The sequence below is a fragment of the Litorilinea aerophila genome (genome assembly GCF_006569185.2).
GTDB lineage: Bacteria > Chloroflexota > Anaerolineae > Caldilineales > Caldilineaceae > Litorilinea > Litorilinea aerophila.
In genome coordinates this window covers 32,558-56,730 of the sequence record NZ_VIGC02000027.1, presented here as the reverse complement: position 1 = coordinate 56,730, position 24,173 = coordinate 32,558, and the positions used below count along the sequence as shown (strand labels likewise).

Genomic DNA, 24,173 nt, shown 5'->3' with positions numbered 1-24,173 from the left:
CCGCCAGGGCTTCACCAGCAGCCCCGCCGGGTTCGGGTGCGGGGTCCCGCAGGATCCCGCCAGATGAGAAAATTCAGATGGGCTGGGAGCACTTACATGAAAGCACTTACAACGCCCAGTCTATATCATGCGGGTAGGCTTGTCAACCCCCAATTTTCGATTCCGCGGACAACCAAAACAGGCAGCAAAAGGGGAATGGGAGCAGGTCGCCCGTCAGTTGGGCGGAGGATGGCTCAGCGCCGGTTGGCCAGGGGGGCAGGACGTTGCCGACGGGCCGCCGCCAGGGCTTCCGCCAGGGGTGGCTGCAGGAATTCGACCGCCACCCCCCGGGCGTGCCAGCTGGCCAGGGCTTCATCGGGGGCCTGTCCCAACACCCACACACTCCTGGCCCTGGCGGCGGCAGCCACATCATCCCCCATGGCCGGGCGAGCCGAGGCCACGAAGTCCAGCAGGGCCTTCACATCGTCGGGGCCCAGGGTGACCTGGCCCAGGAAGAGGTAGTCCTCTTGGCCGATCAGGGCCGATGGCCCATCCTCTGGCGCCGAGGGGGAATTTTCCATCGTATCCGGGCCCTCTCCCAGGGCGTCGCCAGCCGCTGTGGCCCCGGGGGTGCCGTTGAGAACAGCGGCAGAGACCGGACGGACCACAGTGGGCTCGCTGGGCACCGCCTTGCGGAAAAACTCCACCCAGACCACCTCCAACCCGGTCAATTCCACGTCGGCCCAGACGCCCAGGCCCTCCGGTTCGATCATGTAGTGGCCCGGTCCCAGGGGGCTAAATTCAGCCACATGATCGCCGTACTCGGGCTTACTGCCAGTCCGACGCACCATGCCGTCCCAGTCGGACTTCCAGATGTAGACCGGCAGGTCGGCCATGCCCTCGACTTCCACCCGCAACACGCTGTAGCCAGGCATGGACCCCGCCGGGCTCACCTTGCTTTCCCACGTGGTGACCAGGGGCGCGAAAATCACCTCCAGCCCCTGTTCCGAGCCGTCGAGCTCCAGGTCGGCCTGCTGGTAGCCCCCCTCGATGGAGAGGGTGTAGGAACCGGCCGGCAGACCGGCGAAATAGAAGCGATCCTCGGCGTCCACCACACATTTGTACTCGTTGCCCACCGTGTCCACCAGCCGGGCCATCCGACCGGCCGTATCCGGCGCTGTTCCAACGACCAGGCTATGGCCCATCTCCGGCTCTTGTGGAATCGCTTCCTCCACCGGTTCCAGGCTATCCAGGGGACGATTTCCAGGCTCCAGGGGCAGGCTGAGCTCCACCTGCACCTGGTTGAGGCCATCCAGCCCAATGTCGGCCTGGCTGGCCTCCTGCTCGTGGCCCACCACGGCCACCGAGTAGAGGCCCGGCCCAAGGCCGGTAAAGGAAAAGGTCCGATCCACCCCCACATCCTGGACATGCCGTCGGGCCTGCTGATCCATCAGGACCACCTGCAGCCCGGTGGCCTGGGCCGGGCCGCCGATGACCCGTCCGTGGATGGCCGAACTGCGGGCTTCGTTCGTCGTCAGGTCTGTGTAGACAAAGCGGATGAAGGGAATCCGCTTCTTGTCCACGTGGACATAAGCTTCCAGGGTGGTGGGCTGACCTTCTTGCGCCGGCAGGCCAGTCACCGTCACGGTATAGTGCCCCGCCTCCAGCCCACCGATCTCGCAGACGTCCTCGCCCAGCTCGGGCATGCTGCCTGTCTGCACCGGTGGACTGCTCCAGCCATCCCGATGGGCCTGGACAGTCACGCCGGGGTGGCCTTCCACGGCGCAGCGGATCAGGCCCAGGCGGTCGGCCTCCTGGCTGGTGTCCACGGTGTAGCCCCAGCCGGCTACCGCCAGTTGGGCCTCCACCTGGCTGCGCCCATCCAGGATCAATCCATCCACCCGGCTGCCGTCCTGCTGCAGCCGCAGGTTGTAGGTGCCGGCGGGCAGATCCACGAAGCGAAAAGTGCCGTCGTCCCGGGCCATGGTGACCCACTCCTCGCCGTCGTCTGTGCGCAGGAGCAGGACGACCGCGCCGGCTCCTCCCCGGACCACGCCCTGGAGCACGCTGCCGCCGTCGCCGGAGGAACGGGGCTGGGCCAGGTCCAGGTTGACCACCGCTTCCGCCTGCCCCGGCGCCAGGCTGACCGCCTGCTCCACCAGGGTATCGGCCACCCGCAGGGTGTAGTTCCCCGGCAGGAGATCGGGGATGACATAGCGGCTGTTGGCGTCCAGGGTGACCCGGGCCACCTGGGTGCCGGCCTTTTCCAGGATGAGGGTGCGGTGTTCGCCAGCGTGGGCCACCATGCCGTGGAGGGTCACCCGTGCGCCCACCGGGCCGCTGCGCTGCCAGCGCCGTACCGCTTTGGGCTCTGCCTTGAGCGCCCGCACAATGGGCAGCACGCCGCCGGGCCAGCGGTCGCTGTACCAGGCGTGGTGCTCCCACCAGGGGCTGGTGCTGCCCAGCACGCCGTTGCCGATGAGCCAGAAGGCAGTACAGAAGTAGTAATCCGGCGCGGCGGGAAAGCGCTGGCTGGTGCCCATCATGATGCGGCAGGCCTCCAGGGTTTGGGCCATGTGGAGATCCGGCGTGGTGGCCGGGTAGCGGGGATCCACATCTTCGCCCACCAGGTAGCCGTTTTCCGTGGAGAGGATGGGGATGCTGCGTCCCAGGTGGCGGCGCACCCGGGCGTCGAAATATTCGTAGGCCAGCCAGCAGGCCGGGTCGTCCATCACCGTGCTGCCGGGGTTACACCGTTCCAGGCGCAGGCGGTTGACCTCGGCCAGGGTGCGGCCGCGCCAGGCGTCTTCCCCCCACTGCTCGTTGGCCACCGTCTCGTAGAAGCGGCGGGTGTAGGCAGCCCCTTCCTGGTTGCCGATGTCGTAGGGGTAATCCAAGGGGCGGTTGCGGGAGTAGTTGTGGATGGCCAGCCAGACCGGGCCGTTGAAGAGATCCTTGCGCCCCCGGGCCACAATTTTCCCCACCAGATCCCAGCGGCTGCCGTTGGAAACGGCGGGGATGCCGGGCATGCCACCCCGTTCCAGGATGGTTTCCAGGTTGGCGATGGTGTTCTCCACCACCAGCTCCAGGCCGTTGGCCGGCACCCGCCCCCCTTTCCACTGGGCATCCTGGTCCGGCTCGCTGTTGAATTCAAAATAGCGTACACCGGCCCGGATGAAGGCATCCAGATGCACGATTTCCTTGATGTCCAGGACGCCCGGGTTGGGCGTGGGCCGGTAGAGGCGGACAATGGGCATGAAGCCCTCGGCCAGGAGGAGCTCTGCGAAGTCAATGGCGCCGTCGTGGTTGAAGATCTTGACCCACTTGATGCCCATGGCCTTCATTTCCGGGATCCAGAAGTCTCGGATCCGGCCCAGTCCAATGGCGGTGGCGTATCCGGGACACCAGTGGATGCCGATGCCGGTATCGTTGGCAGGCCTGGGATACTCGTGCAACTCCATCGAAATGTATGCCCTCCCTATCACGGCCGAATGCGCCGTTGTCCATTTATAAATGGACATTATAGCGATAGTTCCCTATGCTTGTCGAACCATGGGCAAAGGCCGCGCGGATTCTCCCCGGCACCCTGGGCCGGAAAGGGTGGGCTTCAAATGGGCAATCAGAGGGAGGCCCTCAGGGGCCTGGAACCAGGGACGAGGCCCGTATCACCAGTTGGGTGGGCAGTTGGACCACCTGACGCCCACCCTTCTGCATGGTGTCCACGAGCACCCGGGCAGCCATGGCCCCCATCTGGGCCAGGTCGCGGTGGATCACCGTGATGGGCGGGTGGTAGATGCGGGTCAGGTCGGTGTCATCGCAGCCGATCAGGGCCAGATCCCGGCCGATGACGATGCCCAGCTCCTGTACCGCCCGCAAAATGCCGATGAGCACCAGGTTCCCGCCGGCAATGAGCGCGCGGGGTGGGTCCGGCCGGGAAAAGAGGGCCCGGGCCTCCCGGTAGCCGACCTCTTCCTCCATGCCCACGGCCCGGATCAACCCCGGCTCGGGCGCGATGCCCGCGTCCTCCAGGGCGGCGTAAAAGCCAGCCAGGCGCTGCTGGGCCGACATCGCGAATGGTCACTTTTCCGGCAGGAGACATGGCCCGGCTCCGATCATCCCTCCCACGCCACCGGATCGCCCACCTGGATGGGGCCGCCCTGGAGCACCTCGCCGTAGGCGCCGCCCCGCCAGCCTTCGTACATGGCCTCCCGCAAACCGGGCAGGGCTTCATCCATGCGCTCGCACGGCTTGGTTTCGCCCAGGATACGGATGCGGCAGTCGCCAATGCGCAGGACGCGCCCCCGGCTCTCGGCCAGGGGCACACCCTGCACCATCAGGTTGGCCCGCCGGGTGGACGGATCCAGGTCCCCGCCGGTCTGGGCCATCAACGCCTGCCAGATCTCAGCCTCGATGAGGGTGACCTGGCGTCGCCCCCCCTGGTCCGCACTGCCGGCCAGGCCTCGCCCCGCCTCCAACACGGCCTGATCCAGCCGGTCCATGGGGCCCCGATGGGCCCGCTTTTGCCAGATGGCCACCAGAACACCCTGGGTCGCCATGGTTCAGGATCCTCCCGTGGACAAGAGCAGGCCGGCCAGGCCCAAGAACATGCAGATGAAGACCAAGAACACCAGGATGACGGGCACCAGCACCACGACCAGGGCCTTGCCAGAAGTCAGACCATAGTTGACCTTGGTGGCAAAATAGGCCAAAACGATGCCGTAGATGGCCAGGAGAAATGAGAGACAGCCCCCCAGGAAGGGCACAAAGCCCAAAATAGCGCTGGCAATGGTGATGGGCGCCTGAAAGGTGGCGTTGAGGTAGGCGTAGCGGCCGAAATCTCCCTGGCCGCCCAACAGGGAGGCCACCAGATGCAGGATGCCCACCCCGATCAGGAAAAAGATGGGCGACAGGATGATGGAGGCAATGGTCTGCGCGCCCATCAGGCCGGTCATCATGCCGGGGGACATGATCATGTTAAATTGCTGGATAACTTCCGGAGGCAGATCCATTTGGCGCAGCATCATTTCGAAGCCGCCGCTCGAGGTGACGAAGATCATGCCCCGGATCAGGTTCAAGACGCCGGCGATGACTGCTGCCACCAGGACCCAGATGATGGCCGTGAGCAGAGTGGCATTGGGCCGGGCCTTCTCCTCCTGGAAGACCGCCTCTCCCGGCTGGGTCAACACCTTGCTCCACGTTTGGATGATGGCAGAGATGTCCATGAAGCCCTCCTTGTGTGGTTCCGACAATGTGGTTGAATCAAGTTGCGGTTGCAAAAAACAAACCGGGGCGAGATGTCGCTGTACAACATCTCGCCCCATCTGTCACCGTGTCATTCCTGTCATCATCCCCGTAGGTGGTAGACGGCCAGATCCTGGTGCTGTAGGTACCAGGATCCCTTACGCCTGATCCTGGGTGGACATGGGCAGCTCCACCGGGATGGGCGCCTGCTCGACCCGGGTGAAGGTGAGCTTGTTCTCCCCTTCCAGGTTCGGGTCGTAGTCCACCACCACGTGGTCGCCCGTCCGGTATTCGCCCTTGAGCAGCCGCTTGCTCAGCTCGTTTTCCACCCGCCGCTGGAGCAGCCGCCGCAGGGGGCGGGCCCCATAGGTGGGGTCGTAGCCCACTTCGGCCAGGTGGTTGGCCGCGGCTTCCGTCAGTTCCACCGTGAAGCCCAGCTCTTCCATCCGCTTGCGGATGTCGTTCATGAGCAGCATCACGATCTGGCGGATCTGCGGCTGGGTCAGGCTCTCGAAGACGATGATCTCGTCGATCCGGTTCAGGAACTCGGGCCGGAAGAGCCGCTTGAGCTGATTGCTGTACTCGCCCTGAGCGTACTGCTTTTCGTCGAACTCCGGGGTGGCGAAGCCCAGCGGGCCACGCTTCACCACCTCCGCACCCACGTTGCTGGTCATGATGACCACTGTGTTGCGGAAGTCCACGGTACGACCCTGGCCATCGGTCAGGCGGCCATCGTCCATGATCTGGAGCAAGGAGTTCCAGACTTCGGGATGGGCCTTTTCCACCTCGTCGAACAGGATGACCTGGTAGGGCCGGCGGCGGACCTGCTCGGTCAACTGGCCGCCCTGGTCATAGCCCACGTAGCCAGGAGGCGCCCCGAAGAGCCGGCTCACGGTATGGGGCTCCCGGTATTCGCTCATGTCGATGCGCAACAGCGCCTCGTCGTCGTCGAACAGGAAGCCCGCCAGGGCCTTGGCCAGCTCCGTCTTGCCCACGCCGGTGGGACCCAGGAAGAGGAAGGTCCCGATGGGCCGGCGGGGATCCTTCAGGCCGCTGCGGGCCCGGCGGATGGCATCGCTGACCGCCTGGATGGCCTTCTCCTGGCCGACGATGCGCTGCTTCAGGATCTCCTCCATGTTGAGCAGCTTTTCGGCCTCGGTCTGCAGCATGGCCGTCACCGGGATGCCGGTCCACGAGCTGACGATCTGGGCGATGTCGTTGGCATCCACCCGTTCATCCAGCCCGGCCTCCTCGCGCCAGCGGGCCACTTCCTGGTTGTACTGCTCCTCCAGGCGCACCCGCTCCGTCTTGTACTGGGCCGCGTTCTCGTAGTCCCGCTCGGCCCAGGCCGCCTCTTCGTCCGCGATGAGCTTCTCCAGCCTGGCCTTCATCTCCTTGAGCCGGGGCGGCATGGAGTAGATGGCCACCCGCAGCTTGGCCGCGGCCTCGTCGATGAGGTCGATGGCCTTGTCGGGCAGGCGCCGGTCCGTCACGTAGCGGTGGCTGAGCTTGACTGCCTGGACCAGGGCCTCGTCGTCGAAGACCACGTGGTGGTGCTCCTCGTAGCGATGGCGCAGCCCCCGCAGGATCTCGATGCTCTCCTCCACGTTGGGCTCGTCCACATACACCGGCGCAAAGCGGCGTTCCAGGGCCGCGTCCTTCTCGATGTGCTGGCGGTATTCGTCCAGGGTGGTGGCGCCGATGCACTGGAGTTCACCCCGGGCCAGGGCCGGCTTCAGCATGTTGCTGGCGTCCAGCGCGCCGGCCGCATTGCCCGCGCCCACCACGGTGTGCAGCTCGTCGATGAAGAGGATGATCTCCCCTTCGCTCCGCTGCACTTCCTCGATGGCCGCCTTGAGCCGCTCCTCAAACTCACCCCGGAAGCGGGTACCGGCCAACATGGCGCCCAGGTCCAGGGAGATGACCCGCTTGCCCATCAAGGGTTCGGGTACATCGTTGGAGACGATCTTCTGGGCCAGGCCTTCCACAATGGCCGTCTTCCCCACGCCGGCCTCGCCGATGAGGACCGGGTTGTTCTTGGTGCGGCGGCAGAGCACCTGGAGCACCCGCAGGATCTCCGCGTCCCGGCCGATCACCGGGTCCAGCTTGCCTTCCCGGGCAGCCTCGGTCAGATCCCGGCCGTACTTCTCCAGGATGCGATATTTGCTCTCGGCCGTGGGCTCTGTGACCCGCTGGCCGTTGCGGATGGTCTCGATGGCCGAATAGATCTGCTCCTTGGTGACACCGGCCTCCCGCAGGATGTTGGCGCTGGGCGTGTTGCGCTCGCTGGCGATCCCCAGGAAGATGTGCTCGGTGCTGATGTAGTCGTCCTGGAGCTTTTTGGCTTCCTCGTTGGCCACATCCATCACCCGCTTCAGCCGCGGCGTGATGAAGACCTGGGCCGTGGGCACCCCGCCGTAGGGGTTAAAGCTGGCCTTGGGGGCGCTTTCCAGCACCGCCTCCAGCTTGCGCGCGACCAGGTCCACGGGCACTTCCAGCTTCTCCAGAATCTGGGGAACCGCCCCGTCGCTCTGTTCCAGCAGAGCCAGGAAGACGTGTTCCGTATCCACCTGGGTATGTTTGTAGCGCTGCAGGATTTCGTAGGCCCGCATGGCCGCTTCCTGCGCTTTTTCGGTAAATCGGTCAAATCGCATCATTGAAAACGAGTACCTCCTCGACGCACCCTGTTTTGTTGGCTCATCCACCCCCAATGCGCGCTACCCACCCCGGTTTTGCAGGGAACCAAACAGGTTCGCACACATTGACACACATTGGGTAGATGAGCCTCTTTGAGTTCATCGGTCAAAATCTGTCATTCCAGGAACTGTGTCGCTTCGGGTGGGATGCACCCTATCCCCGGGCCATGACCCCAAGCGAAGCAGACACAGGGACGGCGGGCCTGCCTGCCGCCTTTGAGCCACAGGCAGGGGCAATCAACCGGGTGCCGGTTCATGTTGTGGCGCCTTGCAGGGAAGGGCCACCTCCATGATACGGGCCTACGTTGATTGCAATGGTGCCGTCAATCTACACCTGTTAAGACGGCAAAAAGGGTACTCGGGATTCCGAAACTAACACTTTCTAATGCAACACAAACGATTCGCTGACAAATCTCCGGGCTATCTTCCGCGCTATCCAGAATCCACTGCAGGAACCGGCGAATCATGATTCGCCCCTCCATCCCGATTGGCCCGGGCCGGTGCAGGGATGGCGATGGTTGTCCCGTGGCGTCCAATCCGCGCCAATGGCAGCCCTTGCCGCAGGTGCGGTCCCCGGCCGCACGGTTTCGCCAAGCTTCGGCGGGTGAGGAGGCGGCTGCGCAGCGACGAACTGCCTTCTGGCAGGCGAGTCATCTCTGCAGATTCGACGCTCAGTAGCGGGTCAGCGCGGCTATCTTGCCGATGGCCTCCAGGCCCGGGTGTTCGTCCAGGATGGTGACGCCGATTCCCTGCCACAGAGCCCGGCGCAGAACACTCTCCACCGCGTCGGGGAGCTCCTGGATGCGGCCGCTGCCCAGCTCCTGTTCGCTTTCCAGGTCCAGGACGATGTAACCGCTATCCACAAAGCGGTAGGCGGGCCGGGCAAAGTCGGAGAGGACCACGATATGGGACGCGCGGCCATGTTGGACGGCGGTGAGGGTTTCGGCCAGGCCGGCCACCGCGTTGCCCCCCTTGTGGACCTGATCCACGACCCGGTCGGCCATGGCCCGGGCTTCTTCGTCCGCGGCTTTGATGGCCAGCTCCAGCGCCTTTTCACTGAGCTCGGCGGGGGTGGCGTTGGCGTCCGCCGGGAACTGCCCCACCACCATGGAACGCAGGCGATGGCTGAGCAGCTCCTTGAAGCGGGCCACGTTCTTCTCCGTGCCGGCCAGCAACAGCCGACGGGTGTTGTTGCGGCGGTAGAACTCCTCGGCGATTTCGGCTGCATCCTGGAGGTTGTGGTGGGCCACGGTGGATTCGTGACGCTGGTAGCGGGGGGCAGACCAGCCGCCGGCCTTGTGCTGTTTCACTTCTTCGCCCAGATAGCCCTCCACCGCTTCCAGATAGCCCATGTTGTAGACGTAGAGCCGGGCGCCCTCCTGGTCGATGTGGATGACCCCGTAGCGCTCGTAGGTGTCGATGAGGGAGGCCAGCTGGCGTACATAGGGCCGATAGCTGACGAAGACAAAATCCTCCACCGGAACCATAAAGCTGCGCGCCCACCAGAAATCCTGGCCGGCACAGCTAAACATAACCAGCCCTCGCCCCTGCCAGTTGTATCCCATCTCCAGATAATTTTGCATCCGCTTGATGTCGGCGGGATCCGCCCCTTCGGCCTTGCTCAGAAGGCTGCGCAAGGCCAGCTTGTACTTTTCGGGGGAGCGCCGATGGGGATCGACGTTGAGGTAGATGCTCAACACCGGATGATCGTGGGATTCGAACTCGACAACCTGGCGAATATCGACATCGACGTTCATGGCTCTCTCCTCACATTGAGACCAGTGGATAGCATCCGGCGGGCAGCTCGGCCCTACGGGCGCCCTCTGGGCGCACTCCCTCTAGTGGAACCCTATCGGTGAATTTCTGCCGGGATTTACCAGGTGGGCAGCCCGATGTTGCCTACAAAGTATCATTTTCAGATGTTGTTTGTCAACCGCTTTTACAGCACCCCACTGCACCCCAGCCCCGGGCGGATTGTTCAACAGCGGCCCGGCAGTGTTATACTGACGCTACCCTGACGAAATACCCGATCAAGTACCACCGCCCACCCGACCGGCACCCATGGCCCAGACCCTGGCAGACCAATTCGACGGCTTCCTGTTTGACCTGGACGGCACCCTCTACCTGGGCGACGAGCTCTTGCCCGGCGTGGCCGACACCCTGGCCACCCTGCGCCGGCAGGGAAAGCAGGTGCTCTTCGTGAGTAACAAGCCCCTGGAGCCTAGAGCCGCCTACGCGGAAAAACTGACCCGCCTGGGCGTACCGGCCACGGCCCGCGACGTCCTGACCTCGGCCTACGTCCTGGGCCGCTACCTGGCCCAACACGAACCCCACCTCCGCTACTACCTCATCGGGGAAGAGAATCTGCGCCAGGAGCTGGCCGGCCACGGGCTCACCCTGGTGGCGGAGCTGGAAGAGCAGGATCCCCGCCAGGTGATCCGGCCGGACGGCATCGACGGGGTGATCGTGGCCTTCGACCGCACCCTGGACTACCGCAAGCTCAACACCGCCTACCAGGCCCTGCGGCGGGACGCCCGCTACTTCGCCACCAACGGAGACCGCACCTGTCCCCTGCCCGGAGGGGACGTGCCCGACGCCGGGGCCACCATCGCCGCCCTTCACCATCTGACCGGCCGCTGGCCGGAGCTCATCGCCGGCAAACCGTCGGCTCTGATGGCCCAGGTGGCTCTGGAACGGCTGGGCCTGTCCCCGGCCCGCTGCCTGATGGTGGGCGACCGCCTGGAGACGGACATCCGCATGGGGCATCAGGCCGGCATGAAGACGGCCGTGGTCTTGACCGGGGTCACCCGCCGGGAGGATCTCCCCCACGCCGAGCCGGCGCCCGATTATGTGTTGGAGCGGCTGGATGTGCTGTTGCACCCAGCCTGACCGTCCATTAGCGCGGTCCATTCCTGGCCATCAATCAACATAAAAACCTGTCACCATCACCTGCCACCAGATCAAGGAGCGTGAAATCATGGCGACCATCAGCCCAGAAGTGCTGGCCAAGCTGCGCCAGTTCGACACCCCCACCATCTGCAACATCATCGAGCTGTTTGAGGTGCGCCCCCGCAACACCGGCTACATGGATGCCCGCATCAAGGCCTGCTTCCCCGAGATGCCCCCCATGGTCGGCTTCGCCTCCACCGCCACCTTCCGCTCGGCCGCGCCCCCCCGCAACGGCGCCGGCTACGGCGGCGTCCAGGAGCAGATCGAGCGCTTCGGCGAGCTGGACGGTCCGGCGGTGGTGGTCTTCCAGGATCTGGACGAGCCGTCGGCTGCCGCCACCTTCGGCGAAGTGATGTGCACCACCTACAAGACCTTCGGCGCGGTGGGCCTGATCACCAGCGGCACCGGCCGGGATCTGGACCAGGTGCGGGCCATCAACTTTCCGGTCTTCACCAACGGCGCCATCTGCTCCCACGGCTACAACCACATCCCCCAGGTCCATGTCCCGGTCCACGTGGGCGGCATCACCGTCTACCCCAACGACCTGCTCCACGGCGACTGCAACGGCGTCACCACCATTCCCCACGACATTGCAGCCGAGGTAGCAGACATCGGCGACGAGTTCGTGGCGGCGGAGCAACTCATCCTGGATGTGCTGCGCAGCGGCAACGCCACGGTCAAGGCTTATGCCGAAGCCCGGGCCGAAGCGGCCGCACGCATGGCCAAGCTGCGGGAGCAGGTCTCCCGGGCCAGGCGATAAGCGCAGAGAGGGCGTAGAAACCACAGATTTCGCGGAGGCAGACAAAAAGCGGAGAAGTCTTTGCCCCTCTCCTCCCACAAAGCAGGAGGAGAGGGGCAAAGAAGAGTTACGATAGTCTTGGAATAGCCTTCAAATGAAGAGGAGCTGGGCGCCTTCGGCCATCTCCAGGAATTCCATGGCGCCGATGATATCGTCCACCTCTTCCACCAGATCTTCCTTCTCCAGGTGCATCATCTCGGCCGCCATCCGGCAGGCATAGATGCCACAGCCGGCGTCGTGCAGCATTTCCAGAAACTCCCGCACCGGCGGCATGTCTAGCCGCTCCAGCTCCCGCTTCATCATGGTGGTGGCCAGGTCGGTCACGCCAGGCAGGCCGCCCACCAGTTGGGGCATGTGCATGGCCGGGTTGCCCACGGGCGTCACCTTCAGATGGTCCACCGTCTTCTTGGCGATGATGTCCATGCCCCAGAAGGTGAAGAAAATGGAGGCCTCGATGCCCATCATGCGGGCGGCGTTGGCCAGGACCAGGCCCGGGTAGGCCATGTCCAGGCTGCCCTTGGAGCAGATGATGGCCAGCTTGCGTGGTTGCTCGCTCATGGTTGGTGTCTCCTTGTCAGGCTAGATGCAGCCCTTGGGCTTGCTCAGGCCGGCGATGCGCGCCACCTTCTTGGCCGGTCCTTTGGGAAACAGCTGATAGAGCTCCTTGGTATCCACCCCGGACTTCTTGCTGATGGTGCGCAGGGTGGGGGATTGCCCCGTCTTGAAATACTCCTCCCGCACGAAGTTGATCACCTGCCAGTGGCGCTCGGTGAGCTCCTCGATCCCTTCATCCCGGGCCAACACGGCCGCGATCTCTGGGGTCCACTGGTTCGGGTCGGTCATGAAACCTTCGGCGTCCAACTGGACGTTCAACTCGGTCACAGCGCTCATTTTGTCCATCCTTTCTCGCTTACGCAGAAACCACAGATTGCACAGATGAATACAGATTTTCCAGAGAAAGAACCTGTGTAATTCGTATCATTTGTGTGAATCGGTGTCACCTGTGCATCAGATCCACACCGGTTTCACAGATTCACACAGATTTACCCCCTTCTGTCTGGACCAGCCGCTGCTGCCGGGAAATTCGCTTGAGCATGGCCAGGGTCAGGGCCAGGCCCCGGCGCACGTCCGGATCCCGCATCTGGCCCAGGAGTCCCACCAGGGAGGTGGGCAGCTCCTCCGCCTGGGCCTCCTGGAGGCTGGCAGTCAGGTCGTGGAGCAGCCGCATCATCTCCGGCTGGGTCAGGGCTTTGACCGTGTTCAGGATCAGCACGATGTTGTCGCCCAGCAGGCGCACATCCGCCGGGGTGAAGGAGGTGACGATCTGCTCCAGGACGTAGAGCCCCTCCTGCAGGAACGAGAAGTAGCCCTTCTGCTCCAGCGCATCCAGGCTCGTCGTGGCCTGGTCCATCATCTCCCGGGCCACGGGGGTGAAGTCCCGGACAAAATCCTGCGCGCTTTCCAGCTCGTCCAGCAGGGCGTGGAAGCTCCGGGTGTGGCGGAGCAGCCGTTTGAGCAGGGCCAGGATCTCCTCTGGCTGGACGTAGGGCTCCAGCTCAGCGGCCTGGGCCACCGCCAGGCCATAGACGTCCCGGACGATGGGCGTCAGGTCGGCCTGCAGATCTTCCCAGACCTGACGGCGACGGCGTTCTTCCCGGGCCTGCTCGGCCAGCTCTGCCACCGCGTGGGTGAGGGCATCCAACTTGCGCTCGATGGCGGCCAGTTGGGCCTGGCTGGATTCTGTCTGCAGGGCCGGGTCAAGGGTGGTGGTCATGATTCCTCCTGACTTCGTGTACACCTTGCCGCGTGCACCGATGCAATGCGGCGCATGGCTTGCTGCACGGCCACGGTGACGATGACTGTTTCCCCAGGGCCATCACGAGGGCCGCCATTTGCCGGCCATGCTCATTTGGGCTGGGATGGGCAGCTCCTTGCCCCGTAACAGGATGTTCCAGTACATCCAGCGGAACATCATCTTGCCCCAGTGGTTCATCCGGGATTCCTGGAGCAGGGTAAAGGGTCCCAGGCCCGGCAACGGGAAGCGGCCGGGCAGGGGCTCCACGTCGTAGTTGAAGTCGATCAGAAAGCCCTTGCCATAGCCCGACTCGATGTAGCAGTTGGCGTGGCCGTCGAAGGCGGGAAGCAGGTCCAGCCCATCGATGTAGCGCAGGAAATTGGGCACAAAGGTATCCACCTGGAAGTGGGCCACGGAACCCGCCTTGGAGCTGGGCAGGTTGGTGGCGTCGCCCAGGACAAAGATGTTGTCGAAGCCTTCGGCCAGCAGGGTATGCCTGTCCGTCGGCACAAAGGCGAGGTCGTCCCCCAGACCGGACCGCTCGATGACGTCCGCGCCCATGTGGACTGGCACGCTGACCAGCAGGTCGTACTCGATCTTGCGGTTGTCGTAGGAGTAGATGGCCCGCTCGTCCGGCTCCACCCGTTCGATGTTGAACTCGGTCTCCACATGGATGTTTTTCTCCTCCAGGATGCTGCCCAGCAGTTGAGCGGCGATGGGCTTGGTGAAAGCCCCGGGCAGGGGCGTGGCCAGGGTCAGCTCCACCCGATCCCGGATGCCCTGCTCGTGGAAGTACCAGTCCGCCAGGAAGAGAAATTCCAGGGGTGCCACCGGGCACTTGATGGGCATCTCAGCCACGTTGAGCACCAGGCGGCCGCCCTGCCAGTGGCGCAGGTGCTTCTGCAAGGCCAGGGCGCCGTCCGCGGTGTAAAAATCATGGATAGAACGGTGCCATTCATGTTCGTGCAGGCCGGGCGTCTCGTCGGGGACGATGCGAGAGCCGGTGGCGATGACCAGGAAGTCGTAGGTGAGGGTACGGCTGTCCCGGGCCAGGCGCACCCGGTTCTGCTCCGGCTCGATGACCTCGATGGGCGAAATGATGACCTCGACCGAGCGGGGCAGATAGTCCCGCTTCGGTTTCACCACATCCGGCCGGTGGTAGATCCCGAAGGGGATGAAGAGAAAACCAGGCTGATAGTAGTGGGTCTCGTCGGCATCCACCACGGTGATGTGCCACTCATGGGGATCCAGCTCCCGGGCCAGGCGGTTGGCGGCCATGGTGCCCGCGGTGCCGGCACCTAAAATTAGCAGACGTTTCATGATAGAGCTCCTTGAAGCTGATGGGACAAGCCGTCCGGCTCCAGCCGGGACAGTTGGGCGATATCCTGTAATTTCCGAAAGAGCGCCTGGCGTTCGGTGACGATGTGGGCCACCACGTCGGCGATCCGCTGGACGTAGGGCAACAGCCGTTCCTGGGCCTCTGGCGTCAGGTGGTGGACCTCCTCCAGGTGGACACGCAGCTGTTCCGGCGTCAGGGCCAGGTCGGCGGCGATGCGGGCCAGGGTGGCCTCGTCGGGCGGCCAGTGCGCCGGTGCGATCCCCCCGGCCACCACCATGGCACACAGCTCGCTCCCCACCCGGACAAACGCCCGGGCACACAGGAGCCCCAGATGCCCTTCCACCCAGGTCGGCTGCAGGCTGGGGGTCTGGGCCATCTCAGCCCAGAGCGCCAGGCAGCGGCGGTGGGCCACGGGCGACGCCTCCGCGGCCAGGAAGAGGCCACAGGGGTTACTGGGCCGGGTGATGGGATGCCCTTCCAGATCGGTCACCAGGATCATCACCCCCAGGATGTCGGCGAAGGCGTCCACCAGCTGCTGGACACAGGCCAGGGGCAGCAGCCGGCGCACCTCCTGCCGGGACGAGGGGCCGTTGCCGTCCTTCCCGGCCGTGGCCCCCGGCTCCTGCCCGTGTAGCCACTGTTCCACCTGCCGGCGTGGGAAACGCCACTGGTTCCCCACCCGCACAGCCGGGAGCTCTCCTCGATCGGCCATGCGGTAGATGGTGGATCGGTCCACCTTCAGCATGGCCTGCAATTCTCGTGCTGTCAGAAAGTCGGTCATGGTCCACTCCGCCGATACTGTGGCTGCCGGCCGTTTCGCTGTCGGGGCAGGCCCACGCTGCTGTGTATCCTCTGCAATCGCTGCATGGTCTGCATCTGCTGCATTCACGTTCATGCTCAGCATACGCCTTCCAGCCGGCGTTGCCAGCGGTCACCTGTCCCCTTGCCACAGGGACACATGACCCCAACGCATTTGACACTTGTCGCGCACAGAAAAGCGGTGTATATTGTGTATGTGTGGATCACACAGACCACACACGGCCCTGCTCCTGTCGGATGTGCGTCCTCCGTCGCCTCACCCACACCGCGTGCACATCCCACGAATCTCTCAACCCTGTGGAGAAGCCATGGAGGAAGCCCAGTCCATTCACGCGGTCATCGCCGCGGCCTATCAGCTCTTGCATGCCCTGTCACTTCCCCCCCACGAAGCGGACGCAGGGCCGGAGCGCCTTGCCCACGCCGAGCGGACGGTCCAACTGTTGGCCCGGTGGGGCGGCAGTCCGGAGCTTCAGGCGGCCGGGTTGTTACACAAGTTTATGTGTATGGGCTCCCTTTCCAGCCAGATGCTTGCACAGCATTGTGGAGAGCGGACGGCCTTCCTGTGTGAACAATACCGCCGCCTTTTGCATGAACCGCCCCCCACCCAACGGGGCCGCACCCGGGCCCGCCGCCGCATCCAGCTGTTCGTGGCCGCCTACTGCGATCCAGAGCTGGCCTTTCTGGCGGTGGCCGAAGCGTGGGCCCGCTTCCAGGCCATCCGGGAAGGGGAGAGCGCCCAGCGGGCCGGATTTCTGGAAGAAGGACGCCACATCCTGGGCCCCTTCCTGGAGATGTTGGGCATGCAGGCCCTCAAAGATGAGCTGGATTCCTGGCTGGGAGAGGTCAGCCCGGTCGATCCGGCGTTGACGGAGGCGCTGGTCCAATGGCTGGAGCCCCATCTGCCCGACGCCCAGGTTGTGCCCCAGCCCTATCACCGGGCCGGGGACGCGCCCGTCCGGCGGGATCAGCCCCCGGCCGGTCCGACCGGACCGCTAGACATCGTGCTGGTGGCCCCGACCGAGGAGGCCTGTTATCGCCTCCTCTACCGGCTCCACCGGATCCCGGGGCTGCAGCCAGTGGAAGGCGCGCTGATGGACCAGATGGGCCACGGGCGCCTGAATGGCCGGCGGGGCCTGCTGACCGCCTGCGTGGCCACCCACCAGGGCCGACGCTATCGGGTCCACTTCCGCCTCTGTACGCCGGAGATGGAAGAGGTCAACCAATGGGGCCTGGCCGCCCTCCACATGCGCCGGCGCCTGGCCCTTTCGGTACCTGGGGCCTGGTGGAATCGGGCCGCCGAAGGATACGCCCAGATCCAGGCTGCGCCCATGGGCGACCTGCCCGACTACCTCTGGGTCTTCAGCCCCCAGGGCCAGCTCTTTCGCTTCCATCGGGGATGCACGGTGGTGGATTTCGCCTACGCCCTCCACACCGACCTGGCCGAACAGTGCCAGCGGTTTTACATCAACGACGAACAGGTGGCCCCCAATACGGTGCTCCACCACCTGGACCTGGTGGCGCTGGAGCTGGATCCCCGGGCGCCCGGCCCCCAGGAAAGCTGGCTGAACGCGGCCCGGACAACCCGGGCCCGCACAGCCATTGCCCGCTACCTGCGACGCCGGCGGCGGGGCGCAGACCAGGGCCAGCGCATTCTGGACCGCCGGCATCAGGAGCTGAGCCGCTACTACGGCTTCAACATCCCGGAACATCGCCTGGGGGACGCCCTGGCGCAGGCCATGCGTCATCTACAGGTCAACCGGACGGCGGAACTGCTGGCAGAAGTGGCGGCGGGCCACCTCAACCCGGATCGCATCCTCCACCCCCTCTTTGCCGGGGAGATCCTGCGACAGGTCGAAGTTCCAGCGGAGCTGGGGTTGCGCCCCCATCAACTGCAGCTGGCTCAATGCTGCCGCCCCCGCATCGGCGACGACATCGTGGGCATTCCCTACCAGCGCCATGGGAAAGTGATGCGCCTGCGGATCCACCGCCAGGGCTGCGAACGGCTTCGGTCGGATGTCCTTCCCATGCCCCTCCAGTGGCGCCTTCAGCCGGACTTCAAAACCCTGGCCCAGCTGGAGGTCACCGCCTTCAATGAGGATGGCCTGCTGGGCGACGCCCTGGCCTGCATCTACCAGATGCTGCCCCGAGTCACCCTGCACCGGGTGGAGGCCACAGCCCGCCATGGAACTGCCCACATGCGATTCACCCTGGAGGCAGAAAGCGAAACGGTGGTGCAGGCAATCGCCGATGCCCTGGCCCACCTTCCCGGCCGCCAGGTGGCCGACGTGCGGCCCATGCGCCTGCCGCCCTCGGAGATCGAGGGCCTGCTGAACGCGGACCGGGCCTTCATGAACCCCTACACTCGCCTCCCCGTGAGCGACCGGGAAATGTTCTTTGGCCGCACCCGGGAGCTCACCCGCCTGACCGAATGGCTGCTGTCTAATGTGGGCAACATCTGGCTGGTAGGTCAGAAACGGGTAGGTAAGACATCCCTGCTGCTCCACCTGAAACGCCATCACCTCCAGGAACAGGGCTTTGTGCCGGTCTACATCGACTGCCAGCTGTTGGGCAACCCGGCCCACGTCAACCTGTTCTTCGAATTGGCCAGTCTGCTCTACGGAGAGCTCCAGGCGGATCCCCGGGTGGGCGAGCTGGGCCCCCCTTTGCGCGCCCTCTTCCAGCAACAGCCCGCCGTCCAGCTCATCCAATACCTGCGCAGCGTGCAGGGGAGGCTGGGGACGAACCGACTGGTGCTGCTGTTGGACGAGTTCAGCCGGACCAGCGACGCCTACGCCCACGGACAACTGGACAGGAGCTTTTTCGACGGCTGGCGGGGCCTGCTCCAGGAAGTGACCCCGGCCATCAGCGTCATCGCGGTGGTGCAACAGAAGGCATGGGATCAGGTGCGCGAGAGGGCGCGGATCGACCTGGAGGACCCTTGCTGGCAACTGATGGAGCTGGGCGAGACCCTGGTACTGCGCCCCCTGGAAGAGGCAGATGTGCGGCGGCTCATCGAATGGCCCATGCGCAACTTCCTGACCTATTCGCCGGACATTGTGGCGTATGTAGCCCGCCTCACCGGCAGCAGCCCCTTCGTCATCCAGGCCTTTTGCCGGGCGCTGGTCTCCCACCTGACCCGCAACAACCGTCGGGAAGTCCAGCGGGCCGATATTGACGCCGTCCGCGGAGAATTTCTGGCGTCCGGGGAAAATTTGTTTGCACACTATCTGGACATGATACGGGGCGGCGTGGGCAGCCAGGTCTGTTTCGCCATCGCCCAGGCAGCCGTGGCCCATGGGGATGCCCCCGTGGCCTGGGAAGCGCTCCGCGCCGCCCTCCCCCACCTGGAGGCATCCCGGATCCAGCACGCGCTGGACGAGCTGTGCCGATGTGACATCCTGGCCGAAGCACCTGCACGCCACTGGCGCTTTGTCAGTCTGCTCTTCGCCCAGTGGTGTGCCCTCTATGGCCGCTGAACCACCGGAGGCAATCCATGGAATCTGTCAAGAGTCAATTCTTTGGCCGCGAGCGCATCCTCTACGAAATTGTCCAGGGTGTCCTGGCGCCCCAGCCGGCCAGCTTTTCCCTGGTGGGCTCCAAGCTGATCGGCAAGAGTCGCCTGCTCAACTACCTGGCCTCCGAGATGGGCCCCCTGCTCCAGCGAGAGCTGGCCGACTGGCGTCCCCTGGCCTATCAGGACAGCAGCCGGGTGCTGGTGGCCCGGTTTGACTGCGACTGGCCGGAGCTTCAGGAAGATCTGCTGGGCTACATGTACCGGCAACTGGCCCAGCGTCTGGCGGAGGTGGATCGCATCCGCATTGACTGGGATCCGGTGCAAGAGGAAGCCAACCCCAGCCGCCAGCTCTGGCAGATCTGCCAGCAGCTCAACCGCCTGGGCTATCGCCTGGTACTTCTGCTGGACAACTTCGATGCAGTCTTCGAAAACCAGATCCTCTCCATGGAGACCATCGACGAGCTACGGCCCCTGACGCTGGAAATCGCCCTGGTGGTGGCCACGGAACAGCCCCTCCACGATCTGGACCGGGATCTGGCCGCGTCGCCGCTGTTCAACGTCATGACCCAGCTCTTCCTCAGCCTGGTGGAACCGGAGGCGGCCCAGAAGTGGCTCGCGGCCTACGCCGAACACTTTCCCGGCATCGAGTCCATGGTCCCGGAGCTGCTGGAGTTGACCGGAACCCACCCTTTTCTGCTGGGCCGTATCGGGGACATCTTCACCGAAGTGGAGCAAATGCTGCCGCCGGGCCAAGTGGTGGGTCGGGAGCATCTGCCCCTGCTGCGGCTGCGGCTGGCCGAGCACGGGCGGCTCCTCTTCGAAACCTGCTGGAACAAGATCCGGAAGCCGCCCCGACGGCTGGAGGGGCAGGCCATCCAGGCGCTGTTGAAGTGGCTGCTCAAGGAACCCCTCCAGCTCCACGAAGTCCGCGCGGAGCAGTTCCCCGCGCTCAACTGGCTCATCAACCAGGCCATCGTGGCCTACACCAACGCCGGCTATCGCCTCTTTTCTCCCCTGTTTGCCGAATTCCTGTCCGCCCGGCTGGCTGAACACCCTGCCCCAGCCATCTCTTCAGCGCCCCAGGTGGAGACTGCGCCCATCTACGACCGCCTCACCAAGATCGAGGCGGCCCTCCTGCGCTACTTTGAAGCCCGCCCTCATCAGATCATCCCGCCCGAGCAACTGCTGGCCGACATCTGGAAACGGCCCGATGCCTCGCCCCGCCGGGTGCAGGAGGCCATCCGTCGCCTGCGCCTGCAGCTCCAGGATGCCTCGCCGCCGGTCGGCGTGATCGAAAATGAGCGGGGGCGGGGCTACCGCTTCGTGCCCGCCACCCGCTGAGGGCGCTCCTCGCTGGCCAGCTGAAGGAACACACCCATGCCACGCCGTCCGGGGCAAACCGCGCGTGCACCCATGGACGTTTCGTCTTTCTGGCCCGCCTGTACTATGATGGAACGCGAGGAAACATGAAGATGGAGAAGACATTGGTGTTAATTCGGGGGGCCGGTGACCTGGCCAGCGGCGTGGCCTGGCGGCTCCGCCGCTGCGGCTTCCCCGTGGTCATGACCGAGCTGGAACTTCCCCTGGTGGTGCGGCGGACCGTGGCCTTTGCCCAGGCCGTCTTCGACGGCGAAACGGTGGTGGATGGCATCCGGGCCCGCCGGGTCGCCCTGGCGGAGGTAGCCTCCTGCCTGGCCCAGGGCATCATCCCTGTGCTGGTCGATCCGGCCGGCGAAGCCGTGCGCCATCTGCAGCCCCGGGTGCTGGTGGATGGCATCATGGCCAAGCGCAATCTCGGCACCCGCCGGGAGCAGGCGCCCCTGGTCATCGCCTTGGGACCGGGCTTCACCGCCGGTGTGGACTGCCACGCGGTGGTGGAGACCAACCGGGGCCACCATCTGGGCCGGGTGTTCTGGCAGGGGAGCGCCGAGCCGGACACCGGCGAACCAGGGGCGCTGCCTGGGGTGGGTGTGCGTGCCACCCGGGTGCTACGCGCGCCCATGGCCGGCTTTGTGAAGGAGCAGCGACGCATCGGGGAGTCGATCCGTCAGGGGGAATGGATCGCCACCGTCTGGGATGACGCCGGGCGTACCGCAGCCATCCACGCTCCTTTCACCGGTGTGCTGCGGGGCATCATCCACCCCACCGTGCCGGTGACGCCCGGCATGAAAATCGGGGACCTGGACCCTCGAGCGAAAGCCGAGTACTGCTACAGCGTCTCCGACAAATCCCTGGCCATTGCCGGCGGCGTCCTGGAAGCCATCCTGTCGGCGGGCCGGGGAGCGACCGCCCTGTGACCTCACCACTTGCCCAAGAAACCTGGAAAGCGCACAGATCATCCATGGAAACCACAACCCTCTTCGCGATTCCCCAGATGCCCCTCATCCAACCGGGCGACGATCTGGCCGCCGTGATCGTGGATCGCCTCCACGCGGCCGGGGAGCGACTGCAGCCGGGAGACATCCTGGTCATTGCCCAAAAGGTGGTCAGCAAAGCAGAGGGCCGGCTGGTCCGGCTGTCAGAAGTCCAGGTGACGGACGAAGCCCGAGCCCTGGCCGCCGTGGTGGACAAGGATCCTCGGGTGGTCCAGGTGATCCTGGACGACAGCCGGGATGTGATCCGCAGCCGTCGCGGCCTGCTGGTGGTGGAGCAAAAGGCCGGCTGGATCTGCGCCAACGCGGGGGTGGACCGCAGCAACGTGGCCGGCGGGGACGGAGAAGTGGTGGCGCTGCTGCCGGAGGACCCGGATGGGAGCGCCGCCCGCATTCGGCAGCGGCTGGCCGAACTGACCGGCGTGGCCCCGGCCGTCCTCATCAACGACAGCCATGGCCGGCCCTGGCGGCTGGGCACGGTGGGGGTCTGCATCGGCTGTGCCGGCCTGCCGCCCTTGTGGAACCAGCGGGGCCTGCATGACCTGTTCGGCTATGAGCTGGTCAGCAGCGAGGAGTGCATTGCCGACGAGCTGGCCGCGGCGGCCAGCCTGCTCATGGGCCAGAGCAGCGAAGGGCGCCCGGTGGTGATCATCCGCGGCTACCGGCCGCCTTCCCACCTGCCGCCGGCCCCGGCCCGCAACATTCAACGCCCCGCGCAGATGGACGCGTTTCGGTAGGGAGGCAGTCAATCTCCAGCCGTTCCCCAACCTGCAGTCCCCGGGAGGCGATGGTGCCCGCGGGCAGTTCCAACACCTGATGGGCCTGCCGCCGTACCCGGCCAATGCGCCAGGGCCGCATCTCCACATCCATGTCCACGATGGTGCCCTCCCGGTCCAGGTAGAGCACGTCGATGGGTATAGACATGAAATGGGTGTGGATGCCTTTGGCAGGGACGATCAACAGGCCGTGGCCGGTCGGAAATTGGCGAACGCCCATCAATCCCTTGAAGCGACGCCAGAAGGTGTCGGCCACACGCCCCTGATCCGCAATCACTTCCCGGTCAGACTGCCGCCGTATCCGCACGTTCTTACTCCCAGCTCGCATGGATTCTTCAGACTCCGTGGTAAAAATACCTGATTCCAACATCCCAAACGACGCGCCCCTCACGACGGCTGGTACCATTGGTTGGCGCTGCGCATGCCGAAGATGCTGGGCGGCAGGTGGATGCCCGCATCCTGGATGCGATCATTGATGCGGGGACGCAGCCCGGTGGGGCGCAGCTCACCCAAGATCTTGCCGTTGTCGTCCACGCCGGTCTGCTCGAAGGTGAAGATATCCTGCATCACGATCATGTCGCCCTCCATCCCCACAATTTCACTACACTGCACCACCTTGCGGCTGCCATCCCGCATGCGCTCCTGGTGAATGATGAGATCCACAGCCGAGGCAATCTGCTGCCGAATGGCCCGCAGGGGTAGCTCCATGCCGGCCATCAAGACCATGGTCTCGATGCGGTTCAGGGTATCCCGGGCGCTGTTGGAGTGAACGGTGGTCATGGAGCCGTCGTGCCCGGTATTCATGGCCTGCAACATGTCCAACGTCTCGCCGCCGCGGACCTCGCCCACCACGATTCGGTCCGGACGCATACGCAGGCTGTTGACCACCAGGTCGCGGATGGAAATCTCGCCTTTCCCTTCGATGTTAGGCGGCCGCTTTTCCAACCGAACCACGTGGGGCTGTTGAAGCTGAAGCTCGGCGGCATCTTCGATGGTAACGATCCGCTCGTCCTCTGGAATGAAGCTGGAGAGCACATTGAGCAGCGTAGTTTTACCAGATCCGGTACCGCCGCTGATGACGATGTTCAGCCGGGCCATGACGCACGCCCGCACGAACTGGGCAAACTCGGGCGTGAAAGTCCCAAATCGAATCAGGTCGTCCACCTTGAGGGGATCCTTTTTGAACTTCCGAATGGTGAGACAAGGCCCCACCAGAGAAAGGGGCGGAATGATGGCGTTGACCCGGGAACCGTCGGGCAGGCGGGCATCCACCATGGGCGAGGCCTCGTCGATGCGGCGCCCCAGGGGAGCCACGATGCGCTCGATGATGCGCATGACGTGGTCGTCGTCCACGAACTTGACGTCGGTCAACACCAGCTTGCCCCCCTGTTCGATGTAGACCTGTTTGGGGCCGTTGACCATCACCTCGCTGATATCGTCCCGATCCAGCAGCGGCTGGATGGGACCATAGCCGAGGATATCGGCCATGATCATCTCCAGCATCTGCTCCCGCTCCACCCGGCTTACCACCAGGTTGACATCCGCCAACGCCTGGTTGAAGACGGGCTCGATCAGGCGACGGATCTCCGCCGGCTCCTGGGCATCGTTCATGGTCTTAATTTCATTGACCAGAAACTGCTGAACCTTCTCCCGCACCCGGGCAAACTCGGGCGGGGGTGAATAGCCCGTCACCTTGACCACCCGAGGGTGGCTCCCTTTGCCGCCAGGAGGCATGGCCGGGGCCTGCGCCGGATGGCCCGGGCCGGATGGCCGGGCTCCTTCGGGCCGCGAGGGATGGGGAGCCATCGTCCCTACGTGGCCGGCGCCGTTGACGCCCGTCCCATTGACCGGAGGAGGCTGCTGGCCTCGATTACGAAAGAGTGCCATGGATTTG

General features: G+C 64.9%; 19 protein-coding genes. 6 read left to right on the top strand and 13 right to left on the bottom strand.

Annotated elements, in window-relative coordinates; genetic code table 11:
* Positions 1-233 precede the first annotated feature (233 nt).
* The 6 genes from FKZ61_RS18250 to FKZ61_RS18225 all read right to left on the bottom strand — a co-directional run bounded on the left by FKZ61_RS18250 (position 234) and on the right by FKZ61_RS18225 (position 9,673).
* On the bottom strand, positions 234-3,440 hold the full coding sequence (locus FKZ61_RS18250) for an MSCRAMM family protein (protein WP_141611578.1): 3,207 nt from the start codon (positions 3,438-3,440) through the stop codon (positions 234-236).
* A 172-nt stretch (positions 3,441-3,612) separates the two neighbouring features.
* Complete coding sequence (locus FKZ61_RS18245; protein ID WP_141611577.1) at positions 3,613-4,047, bottom strand: LacI family DNA-binding transcriptional regulator; 435 nt, start codon at positions 4,045-4,047, stop codon at positions 3,613-3,615.
* 44 nt (positions 4,048-4,091) lie between these two features.
* On the bottom strand, positions 4,092-4,535 hold the full coding sequence (locus FKZ61_RS18240; RefSeq protein WP_141611576.1) for an MOSC domain-containing protein: 444 nt from the start codon (positions 4,533-4,535) through the stop codon (positions 4,092-4,094).
* Between the two features lie 3 nt (positions 4,536-4,538).
* The gene (locus FKZ61_RS18235; RefSeq protein WP_170199963.1) at positions 4,539-5,201 is read right to left on the bottom strand and encodes a YIP1 family protein; all 663 of its coding nucleotides are present in this window, start codon (positions 5,199-5,201) and stop codon (positions 4,539-4,541) included.
* A 177-nt stretch (positions 5,202-5,378) separates the two neighbouring features.
* Positions 5,379-7,874: an ATP-dependent Clp protease ATP-binding subunit gene (locus FKZ61_RS18230; protein WP_141611602.1), complete on the bottom strand. Its 2,496-nt coding sequence runs from the start codon at positions 7,872-7,874 to the stop codon at positions 5,379-5,381.
* A 713-nt stretch (positions 7,875-8,587) separates the two neighbouring features.
* A complete protein-coding gene (locus FKZ61_RS18225; RefSeq protein WP_141611574.1) occupies positions 8,588-9,673 on the bottom strand; it encodes a baeRF10 domain-containing protein in 1,086 nt (361 codons plus the stop codon).
* A 304-nt stretch (positions 9,674-9,977) separates the two neighbouring features.
* Here FKZ61_RS18225 and FKZ61_RS18220 point away from each other — a divergent pair, with 304 nt between their 5' ends.
* A complete protein-coding gene (locus FKZ61_RS18220; protein ID WP_141611573.1) occupies positions 9,978-10,805 on the top strand; it encodes an HAD-IIA family hydrolase in 828 nt (275 codons plus the stop codon).
* 88 nt (positions 10,806-10,893) lie between these two features.
* Positions 10,894-11,625, top strand: coding sequence for an RraA family protein (locus FKZ61_RS18215; RefSeq protein WP_141611572.1), 732 nt, complete (start codon positions 10,894-10,896; stop codon positions 11,623-11,625).
* A gap of 129 nt (positions 11,626-11,754) precedes the next feature.
* On the opposite strand, the gene FKZ61_RS18210 is transcribed toward FKZ61_RS18215, so the two are convergent.
* The 5 genes from FKZ61_RS18210 to FKZ61_RS18190 all read right to left on the bottom strand — a co-directional run bounded on the left by FKZ61_RS18210 (position 11,755) and on the right by FKZ61_RS18190 (position 15,579).
* Positions 11,755-12,222: a DsrE/DsrF/DrsH-like family protein gene (locus tag FKZ61_RS18210; protein ID WP_141611571.1), complete on the bottom strand. Its 468-nt coding sequence runs from the start codon at positions 12,220-12,222 to the stop codon at positions 11,755-11,757.
* A gap of 21 nt (positions 12,223-12,243) precedes the next feature.
* A complete protein-coding gene (locus tag FKZ61_RS18205) occupies positions 12,244-12,555 on the bottom strand; it encodes a TusE/DsrC/DsvC family sulfur relay protein (RefSeq protein ID WP_141611570.1) in 312 nt (103 codons plus the stop codon).
* Between the two features lie 142 nt (positions 12,556-12,697).
* Positions 12,698-13,438 carry a DUF1641 domain-containing protein gene (locus tag FKZ61_RS18200; RefSeq protein WP_141611569.1) on the bottom strand — a complete coding sequence of 247 codons (741 nt, stop codon included), beginning with the start codon at positions 13,436-13,438 and terminating at the stop codon, positions 12,698-12,700.
* Positions 13,439-13,540: 102 nt separating this feature from the next.
* Positions 13,541-14,779 (bottom strand): type III sulfide quinone reductase, selenoprotein subtype, encoded by a 1,239-nt coding sequence (gene sqr / locus FKZ61_RS18195; protein ID WP_141611568.1) that lies wholly within the window; start codon positions 14,777-14,779, stop codon positions 13,541-13,543.
* Positions 14,776-15,579 carry a PocR ligand-binding domain-containing protein gene (locus FKZ61_RS18190; protein ID WP_170199961.1) on the bottom strand — a complete coding sequence of 268 codons (804 nt, stop codon included), beginning with the start codon at positions 15,577-15,579 and terminating at the stop codon, positions 14,776-14,778. Before FKZ61_RS18190 ends, sqr begins: the two co-directional genes overlap by 4 nt.
* 346 nt (positions 15,580-15,925) lie before the next feature.
* Between FKZ61_RS18190 and FKZ61_RS18185 the strand changes: the two genes are divergently transcribed.
* The 4 genes from FKZ61_RS18185 (at position 15,926) to cofE (ending at position 22,240) form a co-directional block, all read left to right on the top strand.
* Positions 15,926-19,093 carry a TGS domain-containing protein gene (locus FKZ61_RS18185; protein ID WP_170199959.1) on the top strand — a complete coding sequence of 1,056 codons (3,168 nt, stop codon included), beginning with the start codon at positions 15,926-15,928 and terminating at the stop codon, positions 19,091-19,093.
* Between the two features lie 17 nt (positions 19,094-19,110).
* Positions 19,111-20,472: a helix-turn-helix domain-containing protein gene (locus FKZ61_RS18180; RefSeq protein ID WP_141611566.1), complete on the top strand. Its 1,362-nt coding sequence runs from the start codon at positions 19,111-19,113 to the stop codon at positions 20,470-20,472.
* 131 nt (positions 20,473-20,603) lie between these two features.
* Entirely contained in the window at positions 20,604-21,428 is an 825-nt protein-coding gene (gene yqeB, locus FKZ61_RS18175; protein ID WP_229964309.1) for a selenium-dependent molybdenum cofactor biosynthesis protein YqeB, read from the top strand.
* A 44-nt stretch (positions 21,429-21,472) separates the two neighbouring features.
* On the top strand, positions 21,473-22,240 hold the full coding sequence (gene cofE, locus FKZ61_RS18170) for a coenzyme F420-0:L-glutamate ligase (RefSeq protein WP_141611564.1): 768 nt from the start codon (positions 21,473-21,475) through the stop codon (positions 22,238-22,240).
* On the opposite strand, the gene FKZ61_RS18165 is transcribed toward cofE, so the two are convergent.
* A complete protein-coding gene (locus FKZ61_RS18165; RefSeq protein WP_229964308.1) occupies positions 22,152-22,586 on the bottom strand; it encodes a DUF192 domain-containing protein in 435 nt (144 codons plus the stop codon). The genes cofE and FKZ61_RS18165 overlap by 89 nt on opposite strands.
* An 80-nt stretch (positions 22,587-22,666) precedes the next feature.
* Positions 22,667-24,166, bottom strand: coding sequence for a CpaF family protein (locus FKZ61_RS18160; RefSeq protein WP_141611562.1), 1,500 nt, complete (start codon positions 24,164-24,166; stop codon positions 22,667-22,669).
* Between the last annotated feature and the right edge of the window lie 7 nt (positions 24,167-24,173).

Excerpts from the sequence above, each read along its gene's own strand:
- FKZ61_RS18250 (WP_141611578.1), bottom strand. The coding sequence starts at position 3,440 with ATGGAGTTGCACGAGTATCCCAGGCCTGCCAACGATACCGGCATCGGC.
- FKZ61_RS18245 (WP_141611577.1), bottom strand. The coding sequence starts at position 4,047 with ATGTCGGCCCAGCAGCGCCTGGCTGGCTTTTACGCCGCCCTGGAGGAC.
- FKZ61_RS18240 (WP_141611576.1), bottom strand. The coding sequence starts at position 4,535 with ATGGCGACCCAGGGTGTTCTGGTGGCCATCTGGCAAAAGCGGGCCCAT.
- FKZ61_RS18235 (WP_170199963.1), bottom strand. The coding sequence starts at position 5,201 with ATGGACATCTCTGCCATCATCCAAACGTGGAGCAAGGTGTTGACCCAG.
- FKZ61_RS18230 (WP_141611602.1), bottom strand. The coding sequence starts at position 7,874 with ATGCGATTTGACCGATTTACCGAAAAAGCGCAGGAAGCGGCCATGCGG.
- FKZ61_RS18225 (WP_141611574.1), bottom strand. The coding sequence starts at position 9,673 with ATGAACGTCGATGTCGATATTCGCCAGGTTGTCGAGTTCGAATCCCAC.
- FKZ61_RS18220 (WP_141611573.1), top strand. The coding sequence starts at position 9,978 with ATGGCCCAGACCCTGGCAGACCAATTCGACGGCTTCCTGTTTGACCTG.
- FKZ61_RS18215 (WP_141611572.1), top strand. The coding sequence starts at position 10,894 with ATGGCGACCATCAGCCCAGAAGTGCTGGCCAAGCTGCGCCAGTTCGAC.
- FKZ61_RS18210 (WP_141611571.1), bottom strand. The coding sequence starts at position 12,222 with ATGAGCGAGCAACCACGCAAGCTGGCCATCATCTGCTCCAAGGGCAGC.
- FKZ61_RS18205 (WP_141611570.1), bottom strand. The coding sequence starts at position 12,555 with ATGAGCGCTGTGACCGAGTTGAACGTCCAGTTGGACGCCGAAGGTTTC.
- FKZ61_RS18200 (WP_141611569.1), bottom strand. The coding sequence starts at position 13,438 with ATGACCACCACCCTTGACCCGGCCCTGCAGACAGAATCCAGCCAGGCC.
- sqr (WP_141611568.1), bottom strand. The coding sequence starts at position 14,779 with ATGAAACGTCTGCTAATTTTAGGTGCCGGCACCGCGGGCACCATGGCC.
- FKZ61_RS18190 (WP_170199961.1), bottom strand. The coding sequence starts at position 15,579 with ATGACCGACTTTCTGACAGCACGAGAATTGCAGGCCATGCTGAAGGTG.
- FKZ61_RS18185 (WP_170199959.1), top strand. The coding sequence starts at position 15,926 with ATGGAGGAAGCCCAGTCCATTCACGCGGTCATCGCCGCGGCCTATCAG.
- FKZ61_RS18180 (WP_141611566.1), top strand. The coding sequence starts at position 19,111 with ATGGAATCTGTCAAGAGTCAATTCTTTGGCCGCGAGCGCATCCTCTAC.
- yqeB (WP_229964309.1), top strand. The coding sequence starts at position 20,604 with ATGGAGAAGACATTGGTGTTAATTCGGGGGGCCGGTGACCTGGCCAGC.
- cofE (WP_141611564.1), top strand. The coding sequence starts at position 21,473 with ATGGAAACCACAACCCTCTTCGCGATTCCCCAGATGCCCCTCATCCAA.
- FKZ61_RS18160 (WP_141611562.1), bottom strand. The coding sequence starts at position 24,166 with ATGGCACTCTTTCGTAATCGAGGCCAGCAGCCTCCTCCGGTCAATGGG.